The 15650-nt window shown below is 33.3% G+C and carries 6 protein-coding genes; all 6 read right to left on the bottom strand.

The window, feature by feature from the left end; genetic code table 11:
* Window positions 1-4: 4 nt before the first annotated feature.
* The 6 genes from HMPREF0631_RS10480 to HMPREF0631_RS04040 all read right to left on the bottom strand — a co-directional run bounded on the left by HMPREF0631_RS10480 (window position 5) and on the right by HMPREF0631_RS04040 (window position 15559).
* Window positions 5-7984 carry a helicase-related protein gene (locus HMPREF0631_RS10480; protein ID WP_002843651.1) on the bottom strand — a complete coding sequence of 2660 codons (7980 nt, stop codon included), beginning with the start codon at window positions 7982-7984 and terminating at the stop codon, window positions 5-7.
* 9 nt (window positions 7985-7993) lie between these two features.
* Window positions 7994-8983, bottom strand: coding sequence for a DNA cytosine methyltransferase (locus HMPREF0631_RS04060; protein WP_002843637.1), 990 nt, complete (start codon window positions 8981-8983; stop codon window positions 7994-7996).
* A gap of 23 nt (window positions 8984-9006) precedes the next feature.
* Window positions 9007-10713 carry a DNA topoisomerase 3 gene (locus tag HMPREF0631_RS04055; protein WP_002843661.1) on the bottom strand — a complete coding sequence of 569 codons (1707 nt, stop codon included), beginning with the start codon at window positions 10711-10713 and terminating at the stop codon, window positions 9007-9009.
* 93 nt (window positions 10714-10806) lie between these two features.
* Window positions 10807-13035, bottom strand: coding sequence for a CD1107 family mobile element protein (locus HMPREF0631_RS04050; RefSeq protein ID WP_002843658.1), 2229 nt, complete (start codon window positions 13033-13035; stop codon window positions 10807-10809).
* Window positions 13016-13252: a hypothetical protein gene (locus HMPREF0631_RS04045; RefSeq protein ID WP_001224413.1), complete on the bottom strand. Its 237-nt coding sequence runs from the start codon at window positions 13250-13252 to the stop codon at window positions 13016-13018. The genes HMPREF0631_RS04050 and HMPREF0631_RS04045 overlap by 20 nt, the downstream gene beginning before the upstream one ends.
* Before the next feature lie 12 nt (window positions 13253-13264).
* Entirely contained in the window at window positions 13265-15559 is a 2295-nt protein-coding gene (locus HMPREF0631_RS04040) for a CD1108 family mobile element protein (protein ID WP_002843641.1), read from the bottom strand.
* Window positions 15560-15650 lie beyond the last annotated feature (91 nt).

Genomic DNA, 15650 nt, shown 5'->3' with positions numbered 1-15650 from the left:
CACTTCAAAGGTCTTTGAGATAATCAATCTTTGTAATTGGTTCTCCATTGATATATTGAGTAGCTGTAAAGTCTTCTAAGCTAATTTCATATTGAATTTCATGCTTTTCATCTGGTGTAGTAGTATATGCAATTCCAATATGAGCAAGGTCAGGAAATAGATTACTAAAATTTTCATAGGTATAACTATCATCTTCATATTCCCTTTTACAAAAATCTACAATAGCCCTCTTTACATCTTCAAGTAATGGATTAAGATTTTCTTTTTCTTCTACTTCTCCCATATCAAGTAGCTTGTTTAATTCTGCCAGTCTTAATACTTTTGTCTTTAGCTCATCTGCTTTTTCAAAAGGCTTTTTAAGTTCTTCTTTGGCATTTTCAAGTTGTTCCTTTGTGCTGATAAGTTTTTCTTCAAGCCTGTTTAATTTCTCAGGCATTTTCTCAAGAGCGTTATCCAGTCTTGTAAGGTTACCGTCCGCACTTTTTCCAAGCTCTCCTGAATGCTTTGCAGCACCATTTAAGCTAAAGTTATGCTCATTGGTGAAGAAGTTATAGCTTACCTCTAAGTCCATATTTCGGTACTGTCCTATAACATTACTTTCATTAATTTTTACACCTTTAATCGCTTCTAAGAGCTTTTCTCCAGCGATCTTTTTATCTCGAATTATCTCGCCATTAATCGAGATAGAAGTGAATTTATTTTCACTACTTCCCTGTGGTTCAACATTTTCAATATCTTTTTTCACTGCTTCAATTAGCTTTTCAGTCCTTGCTATTTCTTCAGGATATGTCTTTGCAACCTTATCCTCTAATCTATAACGGTTGGACTTGTAGTTTGCCTCAAGCATTTTAAGCTTCGTAACTTCATTATCCAAATCCATCTTTTCTTTTATCTTTGGATCACCTGTAGCAAGTGCCTTAATCTCAGCATAGTTCAGACTATTTTCGTCCACATCTTCTGCCACACGAACAGGTGTCTTTGAAGTCATAATCTGTGAAATAAATTTTTGCTTATTCTCTATCGTCTGCCAAAGGTACGAATCAAATGTATTCTCCGTAACATAACGATAGATACTAACTTCCTTGTTTTCATTACCTTGACGAACAATTCTGCCACTTCTCTGCTCAAGGTCAGCAGGTCTCCAAGGGACATCTAAATCATGCATTGCAATTAGTTTATTTTGCACATTTGTCCCAGCACCCATCTTCTGCGTTGAACCCATTAAGATACGAACTTCACCTTTTCTTACCTTTGCAAATAGTTCATCCTTTTGCTTATCAGAATTAGCTTCATGGATAAAGGCAATCTCTTCTTTTGGAATACCGAGTTTTACAAGCTTATCTCTAATATCATCATAAATATTGAAACTGCCATCTCCTTTTGGTGTAGACATATCAGAAAACAGTAGCTGAGTTGATTTATTCTCCTTAGTCTTATCCCAAATAGAAAATACATTTTTTACGCATACATTGACCTTTGAGTTTTCATCATCTGGAAGTAACGGATTTATTAAACGCTGATCTAAGGCAAGTTTCTTACCATCATTAGTGATTTTAAGCATATTATCTTCTTCAGGCTCTACGGACTTATTACGCACCTTATCAGCCCTTTCAGACAAGCTCTTTAGTATTTCTTTTTGTTCATCAGATGGCTCAGTCTTTATAACCTCAAAATGAGCTTTTGGAACAGGAAGATTAAGCATATCTGCTGTTTGAATATCGGCTACTTCCTTAAACATACTCATAAGCTCAGGTAGGTTATAAAACTTAGAGAAACGGGTCTTCACTCTGTAGCCTGTTCCCTCTGGAGATAATTCAAAAGCAGATTGTGTTTCTCCAAAAGTTGAAGCCCATGAGTCGAAATGCTCTAAGCCATTCTTTTTAAGAGCATCATACTGTAAATATCTTTGCATAGTATAAAGCTCTGTCATTGAATTGGATACTGGAGTGCCAGTCGCAAATACAATTCCTTTTCCACCAGTCATTTCATCCATATATCGGCATTTCATAAACATATCTGAGGACTTAAAAGCTTCAGATTGTCCGATACCTGCAACATTTCTCATTTTTGTATAAAGATATAAATTCTTATAGTTATGTGCCTCATCAACAATCAGCTTATCTACTCCTAGCTCTTCAAAAGTAATAACATCATCTTTCTTAAAATCATCGTTTAATTTTTCAAGTCTTGCTTCTAATTTTTTTCTCGTCTTTTGAAGTTCCTTTACTGTAAAGTTTTGATTTCTGTCATGCTTATACTCTTCTAAATAATTGATAATCTCATCGATTTGGTCTTGAATGTGCTTTTGTTGATATTCCTTAGACATTGGAATTTTTTCAAACTGACTATGACCAATAATGACAGCATCGTATTCGCCTGTTGCAATCTTTCCAATAAATCTCTTTCTGTTTTTCGGTTCAAAGTCTTTTTTATCAGCAACCATAATATTTGCTGACGGATATAGCTGCATAAACTCTCTACCAATTTGTCCTGTTAAGTGATTAGGAACTACAAATAAGGACTTAGTACACATTCCAAGTTTTTTTGCTTCCATAGAGCTTGCTACCATTTCAAAGGTTTTGCCGGCTCCTACTACATGGGCAAGTAAGCTGTTGCCACCATATAAAATTCTTGCAATAGCATTTTTTTGATGATTGCGAAGTGTAATATCCGTACTCATTCCATCAAAGCTTAAGTTAGAACCGTCATATTCACGATTACGAATAGAATTAAATCTCTCGTTATATGCTTTAACAAGTCTTGTTCTTCTATCTACATCGTTAAATATCCAGTTCTTAAACTCTTCCTTGATAAGCTCTTGTTTCTGTCCTGCAAGCATGGTTTCTTTTTTATTTAGTACCGAAGTCTTTGAACCATCTGGATTTAATAATTGGTCAAAGACTTTTGTTTCTTTAAGGTTTAGGGCATCTTCAATTAGCTTATAGGCACTTACTCTACTTGTACCATAAGTCATTTCTGCAAGGTCATTTCCCCTGTCTTTACTCTTACCTTCAACATTCCATTCACTGGTTAAATGTGAAAATTTGACTTTAATATCCCATCTTGCATATCCTGGAGTCTTTAATGTTTCAAATATGAATCTTTCAATATCTTTAGGTGGAATCCATGTTGCACCAAGCCTTACATTGATTTCACTGGCTTCAAGTTCTTTTGGCATTACTCTTTGAAGTTCTGCTTTTTGATATTCCAGTCTGCTTAGTTCGTTTACAAGTGTTTTTCTTTCATTTTCACTTTCTTCTGGAAGCATTCGTTCTGCTTGTAGTAACCTATTGATATAACTATCTACAATTTCAATCTTTTCTCTAATGTTGCCACTTAAATACTCATCTTTTGTTACATAGGCATACTTGAAAGAATTGCTTTCATCACTGCAAGCAAATGGCAAATCTCCATCTTCCAAGTCAAAAGAAATCTTCTGATTAAAACCAACATTCTCTTCCCTAATATTTAGAAAGATTTCTCCTCTAAGTTCTTCTATAAGAGTGTTTCTATCCTTATCCGTAAGATTTGTCATGTAATCAAAATCTACATAACCTTTTTGTGAAATAGATAGTACCAATGCTTCAAGTGAAGTATCTACATGGTCGATTACTTTCGCTTTTGTGATAGTTCGTTTAGAAAAAATATCTCCTTTTTCCTTGAAGTTTTCTTCTTCATCAAGTATCTCGATAGAAGATACCAGTGGGAAGTTACTATCTTCTCTTAAAGCTCTGGTGTTACTTAAATTATTAACAAAGCCATGCTTCTTAGAAAAACTATCATAGACTACGTTTAATTTATCCTGAGATTCTTTGATTTCAGCTTCACTAAAATCTTCTTTTTGCTTGTATATCACATCCTTTAATGCCTCATTTAATTCGAGATAATCCTTAATCTTTTCCTTGCTTTTGTCTGATACTTCTCTCTTAATGAAAAGTGAATTTTCTCTGTAATATACCTCATCATCAATCAAGGTATAAGAGAAGTTTTTTACATCATCAGTTGCGGGTATTGAGGTTACTTCATCATCTAGTAGCTCTATCTCTTCATACTTCGCATCTTTTGACATTCTTTCACCTGCTATTTCAATACGGTCTTTAAGAGACTCCATATTATTCTCTTGTCCTAAAAAGGCTATCGGCTCACAAGTTAAAGTCTTTCCAAATCTACCACTAACTTCACGCATAGAACCTAATACTTGTTCAGGATGGTCTACAAAGTATTTATTGTAAGTTAAGCCATTTTCATCTTCTGCTAAATGAACCCAGTCATCGTCACGCTCAAGTACACTATCTCTTTTCTTCAGGAAAATAATATCGCTTGTCACCTCAGCTCCGGCAACACCCTTAAAGGTATCGTTAGGAAGTCTTATTGCACCTAAAAACTCTGCTCTTGCATTTATATATTTACGGATACTTTCGTCTTTCTTGTCCATTGTTCCAGATGATGTGATGAAGGCTATAACACCACCATTTCTCACCTTATCAATAGATTTAGCAAAGAAATAGTCATGAATTAGAAAGTTATTACGATTGTATTCCCTATCATTAACCTTAAATTCGCCAAACGGAACATTACCAATTGCCACATCAAAGAAGTTATTTGAAAAACTTGTCTCTTCAAAGCCTTTCACTTGCACATCACTTTCAGGATAAAGAAGTTTTGCAATTCTACCACTAACAGAATCAAGCTCAACTCCATAAAACTTTGACTTGCTCATTTCATCTGGAAGATTACCGATAAAATTACCTACGCCCATCGATGGTTCTAAAATATTTCCATTCTTAAATCCCATTTCTGAAAGCGTACTATATACTCCATCAATTACAATTTTAGGCGTATAAAAAGCTGTTAAGGTAGATTCCTTAGCAGCCTCATATTCTGATGAGGATAAATTTTCTTTTAAGAAAGCTCTTGCTTCTTTCCATTGACCGTCTTTACTTTCATCAAAGACATCAGCAAGTCCACCCCACCCAACATATTTAGCCAAAGTTTCCTGTGCTGTAACATCTAAATCCCTTTCACCTTTTTCTATCCTGTTGAGCATTGCAATGGCTTCAAGATTATTATTTAACCTTTCACTTGGAGCAAGTTTATCAGGGAGAATATCTTCTTTAATTCTAAAGTTTGATACTTTCTCTTGTTTCTTTTCCTCAAGTCCGAAAAGTCTTTCTAAATCACTTTCTAATCTATACGGAATAACTTCTGAACCCGTAATCATTCCTCCAAGATACTCAACATTATCTTTTATTGTAACAGTCTTAAGACCACCACCCATCTCGTCAAAGCGAGTTATAGTGTAGTCTTTATCTTTATAGTGAACTTCGTCTCCAACAAGTAGCTTAGGTCTATCAAAGCTAATCTTTTCTAATAACTCTTTATCATCTGCAAAACTTACTATAGGCATCATATGATTACCATTTCTTAGAGGAGCAAGTCTTAAATCATTCTTTTTTAGAATCTCATTAAAGCTCACTTCATCATCAATCTTATATGCCTCATGATCCATGTAGACCATTTTCCCAACAGATAAGTCTAATGATTTTTCTTTATCTTCTTCTGGATTAAGGTAATCAAAAAGTGTCTCTTGTTTTGCTTCAACTTGAGTAGCTTCCACAACATAATCAGCAATCTTATATGCTTCATATTTTCCACTATCAATCAAAGTATCAACCTTTGTGCTTTCTTCAAAATCTACTCCTCGATTAAGTGAATATTCTACTCCATCAACTACTACTTTTCTTCCAGTATCCTCAAGGCTAATCTCTAAGCTATCTTGTTTACTTGCAAGGATAAATTCGTTACCCACCTTAATTGCCACTTTTTCATTTTGATTGTTATATGAATATTCTTTAAGGCTATCAACAAACTCGCTCATCGTAACAAAGTCGATATTGTCCTTAAATTCTTCAATTTGACTTATGCTTACATCGTCATTTATTAGATAACCTTTTAGTACATTGAATTTTGCAAGTTTAATATCTAGGTCTTTTAGATACTTTATCTTTTCTGATGTAACACCGTTTGTATCTTTGTTCCAGTCATCAATCAGCCATTTTAACTGTTCCATCTTCCAAACAGGAAGCTTTGGATCTGCAATTTCTGTAATCTCATTTCCATAAAAGTCATATTCTTTAATGGCACTCATAATCTCTTCTAACTGTTCAGAATTAAAATCGCTTAGCTTAATATTTGTGCCTTGAAGTGCTTCTTCTAATTTGCTTGTGGTAAGTCTACTGATTGCAATATCTCTTGATACCTCGTACTCTTCCATTATAGATCCGACTTCTTCGGCAAAATTAGGGCTTAATTCTTCTTCAAATTCCTCTATAACTTCGTTGTTAATTTCTTTATGAATTACATCATCTTCAAAGCTAAGTTCACCATTAAAAACCATCTGAAGCTCTTGTTCATCCATCTGTTTTTTAAGTTCTGTGTATTTAAGTTCTCTAAAAGTTTTTGGAAAATCCTCTAAAATTAGTCTTTGAGCATTTAGCTCTTTAAGCTCATTGATATTAAAATATCCCCATTCAGGCTCTATTCCTAAAACAAGCCCAAAGGCATCGCCACTTTCTCTATCATACTCTGTCATATACCAAGTCCAGTTACTTCTAAATGGAATAATATATGCTGCATGAACTTCTTTTTCGGCAAGGTTTATTTTTTCCTGTTCATAAAGTTCAGGAACACGCTCAAGCATTTCATCAGTCATTAGATTATATGGATCTTCCTTAGAATAGAAAAAGGAAGCATTTTCTGCTTCCTCATTCATATCTTCTATGCTGTTTTCTATGCTTCTACTATTTCCTTTATCACCATCTCTTTTAGGGCTGAAATCATCGCCTTGTACTCTGGATGATTCTCGTCCGTTATCTTCCAAGCTTCCATCATCTTCGGTTTTTCCTCTCTCATAAAGTGGATTGCTCTTTTCTGTACTTCCATTAGATGCATTAGTAATTTCTTCTCTTTGTAAAGGTCTATTAGCATTTGATAGTGTTTCTCCTCGCTCGTTTCTGTAAGAAAGTCCAGTCTCATCACTGCGTAAGTCGGATTTGGAAATTTTTCCATGAAGCTCTTCTCGTTTTCCAGATTGTTCAAGGTCTTCTCCTTGATTTTTGAAATTATCTCGTCCGTATTTTCCATTTCCAAGAACTCGGTTTCTTGTATCATCATCTCTTTGGTCATTTGATCGAATAGCATTTTTTATACCTCCTAATTCATTATTATTTTCGTTAATCTTATTATAATCGGCACCTATACTCTTTGTCAGGTCTTGATTGACAGATAAATTTCTTGTTCTTACCATTGTAGCTTCAATAATATTACTACAAGCATTGGAAATACAGTTACCAACACTCATTAAAGAAATTCTATCTAAGTACTTAAAATTTTCTTGTAAGTTATCCATTGGAATAGGATAATCCAGGTTAAATCTATTTGAAATTGCAAAGCTAATAGAATTTCTCATAAAGTTTACAAATGAGTTTCTATCTTCATCAGAAATTCTCAAGTTATTACAAAGCTCATAGATGCTGTCATCTGCATAAACTCTGCTAAGTGAGTAGATATTTTCAGATAACTTATCACTTGCTTCAAAGCCACGAAGAGTAAGCATATCTTTTAGTGCTTCTTCATGTTTTTCTCTATCAAACGCCCATAGTTTTACCTCATTTACGCCTCTATCCATAGATACTGTCTGACTAATATCAAAGATATATCCAACCTTTTGAAATGGATAGGTTTCACTTAGGATTGGAATACCCTTTTGTCCTCGCATAACGGTGCGATTAAATCTTTCCCTCCACATATCAAAGCTTGCACAAGCAGTTGCATTGGGATTTTTATCATAGATACTAAGTTGACTTAAAAAGTCGTATCTTTGGTTATTTCCAATGACTTTTAAGAGTTTCAGATACTCATTTTCACTATCTAAAACATCTCTTTTTACAAGCTCGATAATATTGTAAAAATCATTTGTTCTCATCTTTACCTCCTAGTTCTTCAAAATTTCTTTTAATATTGCTTCTAACACATTTACGACAATGCTATTTCCAGCTTGTTTATAAAGTATTGACGATAATTTACCTTTTCTTCCTGGATATATAGCTTTGAGTTTATTAAAGTCTTCATCATCAAAACCCATAAGTCTAAAGCATTCTCGCTCAGTTAAATATCTATATTTGCCATTACTTAAATCAATAATTCCTGAATTAGGAATACGCACTTGCTTGGTGGAAATTGTGTAGGCAAACTTATCTATCACTTTAAGTCTTCCTCTAAAATTATTATTCTTAGGCTCTCCTCTTATATATCGAAGCATTGACTCTTGCCTTACTTCATAAAGATTTGAAGCGTCTTTCTCAAGAAATTCAGATATATCCCTTGTTTGTGTTTTTTCGAGCTTGGCAAAATCAAAAGAATTATTCCCCAAGATGCTTACAACAAAGATACGCTCTCTTTTCTGTGGTATTCCAAACTCTATAGCATTTAGAATTTCATATTTGTTCTCATATCCAAGTCTCTCCATTTCTTTTAGGTAATGAAAAAAGGAAGCTCTCATATTCTTATCGAGAACTCCCTTTACATTTTCCCAAAGCACTATCTTGGGTCGTATTTTCATTTCTTCTATAATTCGTATAGTTTCAAAAAGAAGACTACTTCTTGTACCGCTACCTTTTGTGCCACCTTTCTTTAAGCCACTTCGACTAAAATCTTGACAAGGACTTCCATGCATTAGTAAATCTATTTTTTCATCTGGTGGATGAAAATACAAAATACTTTTCGGCTTAAAATTAGTATTGTATAAAGCATTGTAGCTTTTAACACAGTTTTTATCTATCTCTACATAATCAATTACTTGGTGAGGTATCTTTTGTCTGATGAAAGCCTTTCTAATTGCTCCGATACCACCAAATAGTTCTATAATTTTTATCGTTTCAATCTCAACCACCTCCAACAAAAAAAGGAACAAGATTTCTCTCATTCCCTTTGGTTTATATTCAATTTCTATTTTTTGTGTGTGTTTATCGTATTTTTAATTTCTTCTTCAATGCTGTTTAAAAACTTTTCCTTATCTTCTTTACCACTTGCAATATCAGAAAGCTGCATTTCCCAATCAGCTGTTGTTTTAGCTGATTTAAAGGTGTCAGCTACAATCGTTACAAGACTAATTCCTTTATGCGTAGCGATTAAATTTTTCTTATCTCTTTCGATAAAACCTTTGAAAATCAAGTTTTCAATAATACCTGCACGAGTTGCTGGTGTACCAAGTCCTTTTCTTTCTACCTCAATGCCTTTTTCTAAGGCGTCATTACCCGCTACTTCCATAGCCTTTAAAAGTGTATCTTCCGTAAAATGTTTAGGTGGTGTTGTATATTTCTCTTTTATTTCTTTATTTTTTATTTCAAATACATCTCCAACCTTTATATCCTGGAGTAGTATATCTTCCGTTTTCTTCGTTTTATATTCTTTTAGATACTTAGTGAATCCCTCATCAATTATCACTTTGCCACTACTTGTAAATTCAAATCCATCAAACTCAGCAACAATTTTTGTAGTATTTTCTACTAATGGGTATCCAACACTTGCATGAAGTTTATTTGTTATAAGTCTATATACTTTTGCTTCACTTGCTGGAAGAGTTGAAATATCTTCTTTTAATGAGCTGATTGTTGGTATAATCGCATGGTGATCCGTAACTTTTTTGGAGTTAAACACTATCTTAATTCTTTCAGTATCAAAGTCATTCTTGCCTAAGATATTATTAATGACGCTTGTAATCATATCTTCAGTCAGGCATCTGCTATCCGTTCTTGGATAAGTGATAAACTTCTTTTCATATAGGCTCTGTGCATAATCAAGTGTTTGCTTAGCACTATATCCAAAATATTTGTTGCACTCTCTTTGGAGCGTTGTAAGGTCAAATGGCAAATCAGGCTTTGTTATCTTTTCTTTTTGAATAACATCGGTAATTTCTATCTTATCGCCTACTAAGTTTAAGAGCTGCTCTGCTGTTATTTCATCATCAATTCTATCTGTTGAAAGTGTAAAGTCATTAAGACTTAACTCTACTGTAAAATATTTTTCTTTTTTGAAATTGGTTATTTCCTCATCTCTATTTACAATCATTGAGAGGGTAGGTGTCTGCACTCTTCCTACACTGTAATTTTGCTTATATAGGCACGAATAAAATCTACTGATATTCATTCCAACAAGCCAATCTGCAATCGCTCTTGCCTGTGCAGACTCAAAGAGATTATCGTAGAACTTTCCCTCTTTTAGATTATCAAAACCATCTTTTATGGCACTATCCTCCATCGATGAAATCCAAAGGCGTTCCATCTTCTTTTTACAATTTGCTTGATTGTAAACAAGTCTAAAAATACTTTCCCCCTCACGACCTGCATCACAAGCATTTACTACATTCTCTACTTCTTTATCATTCAATAGTTTCTTCAAGATACTAAATTGTTTCTTAGTGGATTTTGAAACCTCATACTTATATTCACTCGGAATAATCGGTAAATCTTCCATATTCCACTTAGCATACTTTTCATCGTAGCTATCGGGATTTGCCATCTGAATTAGGTGTCCAATGCACCAACTTACCTTATAGCCATTTCCCTCATAGTATCCATCTTTTTTATTTGTTGCTCCTATTACTTTTGATATGGATAGGGCAACACTTGGTTTTTCTGCAATTACAAGTTTCATATATTTTTATCCTCCCTGTAAAAAATAGGGCGAAAGATTTTACTCTCTCGCCCTATATCTTGCACCCAAAATTGTATAGTTTTAGGTGCAAATTTACTCTAACTCATCATCTTCTTTATCTTCTGTTTCAACTTCATCTACTTCATTTTCACTTTCCTCGGCTTCTGAAAAGAAACTATCGTCATCTTCTTCTAATGCTTCAAGTTCTTCATTCTCTTTCTTTTTAACAACCTTAAAGTAATAACCTGCACCTAATGCTCCTACAACTACAAGAATTAAAATTAAGTAGGTTCCTGTATTACTGCTTTCTTCTTTTTTCACAGGTTTAGATTCTTCTTTTTGTGGTTCTTCCTTTGTGATTTCCTGTTTTGGAGCTTCTTTCTTTTCAACCATATTTAATAAATCATCTTCCGAAACTTCTGTTAGGAGCATTACATTCTCGCTATCTTCATCATGGTTAATGATTAGATGAAAAGTCTTTCCATTTTTAGTTGTAAAAGTTACAAACTGTCTTGCGTCTGCTGAATACATATCCGTAGACTTATTATCTTCTCCATCATTATGATGAATAGGATACTTATTGTTTGCATTATCTACATTCTCTGTAACGGATGCCCTTGCCTTAGAGGGACTTGATGCAACGCCTTTATTGGTATTTGTCGTTGTACTTGTTCCTGTGCTACTTCCAGTTGTTCCACTGTTTCCTTGACTGTTTTGTGGCTGTTTAGGTGTTAGCTTATTCGGATAGCGAATTTCTTGCTTTTCTTCTTTTTTACCAGTGTTTTCAGATGTAGTGTTTCCCTTTTTTGTCGCAGAATTTGAAGCAATTTGTTTTTCGCTACCTGTTTGTGTTCCTTTTCCGCTTGTAAAAGGAATTGAATTAGATGTAACTGTCTTTGATGGAGCGTTTCCTGTGCTTGATGATGTATTTTTTAGAGTATCAATTTTACTTTCTAAGCCTTTAATTCTATCTTCAAGCTTTGAAATATCCTTATCTGATATACCTTTTATCTTTTCATTTTTTCTATTTTCAAGCTTTTCTTCTAAGGATTTAATTTTATCATTAAGCTTATTGATTTCTTCTTTCTTATCATTAGAAATGTCTGCTTTATCTTTTAGCTCCTTGTTTAGTTTATCCATTTCTTTTTCATAGGCTTTTAGGTCTTTTTCTAACTTTTCAATGTCTTTTCCTGTTAAAACAGTTTGTACAGAAACATCTTTTTTCTTCTTTTCCTCAGTTTGAGTAGCACTATCCTTTATATCTTTCTCGGTTTGAGTATTTTCATCTTTCTTTAGATAAGATACCTTTCTTATAATTTCATCATCTTTTCCCTTTACCTTATATGTGGCAAAATCATCAAGAAATTTCATATTATCAGGTAACATATCAAGTTCTGAAGCATCAAGAACATAGCCTACATCAAAAGTTTTAGTAAATTCTTTATATACCTTTCCATCTTCGAAAAAATATTTTACCTTAACTTCTGCTTTAGTTTGTGTTGCTGAATCTTTTTTACTTTTATCATCTGTTTGTACTGAACTATCCTTTTTTTCAGTTTTATCAGTTTGCGTATCAACACTTGCCACTCTTGTAATTAAGTCATCTACATTAAAAGTTATATATGGAAGACCTGTATGGTATCTATTCCAAGTTTCAATGATGAGCTTATCCTTCTCAATCTTTATTTCTTTAAGATTGTTGATATTAGGATTGGCTTCCTTAACTTTATTTATAATTTCTTTTTTGGACTCTTCTTTTATTTCTCCATCATAATCAATCTTAGTTTTTACAATATCTCGATTCAGCTTATATACAGGTGTATCTAAGATATGGTAAATCTTATTATCGCTATATGTTCTAATATGCTCCTCAATAGAACCAACATAGTAGTCTTGATTGTTTTCTGTAAAATCTAAGAATATGCCGCTGCCAATATTTACACCAGTAGCTTTATAATAATTAAATTCTTTTTTGCTTGTAAATCTTGTATGTCCCGTTCTTTCGGTATCAAAATCAGCTTCTGTAAACATTTCATCATATCTATCAAATGATGTTAAATTACCCTCAAGTTTAAATTCCTTTAAAATATTTATCTTAAATTTCAGCTTATCCTCATAATATGCCTTACTTATATTCTGATCGCTTGTATTGTCAATCATATTCACAATAAATTTTGTTTTATACTGCCCATGATTATTATCGCCTCCCATAGCATATACAATATTTGATTTGTTTAGGTACACTGTTGCCACAAAGCCTACTAACACCAGTAAAGCAAGTATACTTGCTAAAATCTTTTTGTTACTCAACAATTTTTTCATCATTAAACTCCTTTTCTTGTTTTTGTTTTTTCTCTTCTTTTACTTTTCTCATTAAATCCTCAAGCGTGATGTTGTTTTCTCTACAAATCACGATGATTTCTTCGTTTTCAAGTTCTTCTTCTCGAATAAATAAAGGCTCTAATTCTTTATCAATCAGAGCCTTTTTATCAAGAAGTTTCTTTATTTTATTTTTCGTTAGTTTTAATTCTTTTCTCACATTCTGCCCTCCTTATCTGTTTACATTTGGTGGAAAGCCAAAGCCTACTGGATGATGTTTACAAAATGTTGCTATCCAATCATCCAAAGTTGTAACTCTAACAACACCGATGTTATCCATTACCTTACCATCACCAATATAAATGCCAACATGACCATAAGTAAGTCCGGATTGACCACCACTGCTACTACTTTCAACAGCTACAAGCATTCCTACTTTTAACTTTGATCTATCAGAAGTAAATGTATGATTTCGATACATATCATTAGCATTTCCTCCGATATATCCAAGACCTGCATTTTGATAAACTTGTGAAACCCACATTGCACACCAACCTGCTCCAGGTGATGGAGTAATATATGCTGCATTTACAATTTTCTTTTGAACATCAGACGATGCTTCATATTCTTTTCCTCCACCAATGCCACCATTTTCAGTAATGAGATTGGTGTTTCCAAACATTTCACCCATATTTCCCTGTGCAAGGAATAGTGCTTCATAGTGTTTTAAATTATCTGGATAATCTCTAAAGACTTCTCTAATGACACTATCCATTTCCCTTTTATTTAGGGTAACAATGAGCTTTCTATATTCATAAGGTTCTTCGTGGCTCTCGGTATGTTCATTCCCTTCTTCATCGGTGTAAGTTTCAGTTACAGTCTTATATCTTATCTCTATTTCCTCTTTATAATCGACATGGTACATAGTCTTAAACAAGTCATCTAGGATATTACTAACTTCAGACAAACTCTTTACTTCACCACATCTTGAGGTGATATAGGATAAAAGCTCATGAACATTATGACCAATATCTCCATTTTTATTTATGATGTACTCATCATATCCGGGATTATTCTTTTCTATATTTTCAAGCTCGCTATATAAGTCATTCTCCTTGTTTGAAAAACTTTGGTTAATCTCAGTTAAAACATTTGGTCTTGATAAATACGATGTTGTTAAAATGCTACTTGTAGAATTAGCAAATCCACCCATTGTCATGCTTGCAAAGTTAAATACAAAAGTTCCAAAAATAATTATGGCAGCTACTACTATTGCTGCTACTTTCGTTTTTCTTATGATAAAGTCTTTAGATACCTTGAATGTATCCATCAGTGTCTTTTTAACTCTATCTCTAATTCTTGTCTTATTTTGCTTATAGATAGCTGACTTCATCTGTTTCTTCTTTTGAAACTTCTTATAAGCATTTGCTTTTTTATATTGGTCAGTCTTCTTAACCTCGTCCATGCTTTTTCTAAACTCAAGCTTGGACTTTCTACTTTGAATTTTCCTATCGCTCTTTTCTAAATCATATAGCTTCTTACTTTTTCTCTTGTCCGAATAATTCTTTACGCAATGAATAAGTTTAGATGAACTTCCTAAACCTTTTTCGGCAGCTTCAACCGATGCATTTTCATCACTACCAGATGATAGATAAGTACCTGTAACTTCACCAAGTTTTGCGGCTCCAATCACACTTCCACCGACTATGGTTTCTTTGTTATACCTTTTATAAAGCTGATTTTTCTTTTCCCTATCTTTGATGGCTTCTTTACCAGTTTTAGAAGCTTTAGTATTATCTTCCTTTTTCTTATCTGTCCCTTTTCTTGTAAAGAGCTTATCAGAATAGTTCTTTCTTTTAAGTGACCTTTTCTGCTTTTCATAAAGTTTGGATTTTTTATTACCTAAAGGCTCATAGGATACATCGCTATCTCTAAAATCATTATCGTATCTATCAATGACAACATCACCATCTTGGTCTTTTGCCAAAGGATCATAGATACGATTTTCTTTAACCTCTGTTTGATAATCTGACTTAGCTACTTCCGTTTCAGCAAAATCACTCACAAGTTTTTTAGAATGTTTTCGCTTATTAACATTTACGCTCTGAATATTCAAACCATTATTAGTATTACCTACTTCTATATTCCTATGAGTTTCTTTAGAAGCAGTATTTTCAAAAACTCTATAAGCATCTGAATTAACTTCTATACTTTGGTTTTTCTCTGGAGACTCTACAATAGGCTTCATTCCACTATCAGTTTCAAAACTGTTACTTTGAAGATTTCTTTTTATAGCATTTTTGCTCTTGTTACTTGTTTTTATTTCACTAGTAATATCAGCCCTTTTACTTATCTTCTCGTGAATCTTATCTTGAAACCTATTTTCTTCTTTAACAACCTTGTCTCTATAATCATCTCTAGTTTTTCTTTTGTAATCCAAAACATCATCTGTTTCAGCCTTTGTGATTATTTTTTCTTCTCTTGCCCTTAACTTTTCATTCAAATCTCGCTTTCTTTTTTTACTCATAAGACGCTACCTCACTTCTTCAGGTTTTGTAGTCATCTTTTGATATAGGATTGTGTCTTTAGGGAAGTTATCTACAAATGGGACAATGGTA

This window comes from Peptostreptococcus anaerobius 653-L (assembly GCF_000178095.1).
In the GTDB taxonomy this organism is placed as follows: Bacteria; Bacillota; Clostridia; order Peptostreptococcales; family Peptostreptococcaceae; genus Peptostreptococcus; species Peptostreptococcus anaerobius.
This window is presented reverse-complemented; position numbering and strand designations above follow the sequence as displayed.

Coding starts and splice junctions, on each gene's coding strand:
- HMPREF0631_RS10480 (WP_002843651.1), bottom strand. CDS start 7,984: ATGAGAACAAATGATTTTTACAATATTATCGAGCTTGTAAAAAGAGAT.
- HMPREF0631_RS04060 (WP_002843637.1), bottom strand. CDS start 8,983: ATGAGAGAAATCTTGTTCCTTTTTTTGTTGGAGGTGGTTGAGATTGAA.
- HMPREF0631_RS04055 (WP_002843661.1), bottom strand. CDS start 10,713: ATGAAACTTGTAATTGCAGAAAAACCAAGTGTTGCCCTATCCATATCA.
- HMPREF0631_RS04050 (WP_002843658.1), bottom strand. CDS start 13,035: ATGAAAAAATTGTTGAGTAACAAAAAGATTTTAGCAAGTATACTTGCT.
- HMPREF0631_RS04040 (WP_002843641.1), bottom strand. CDS start 15,559: ATGAGTAAAAAAAGAAAGCGAGATTTGAATGAAAAGTTAAGGGCAAGA.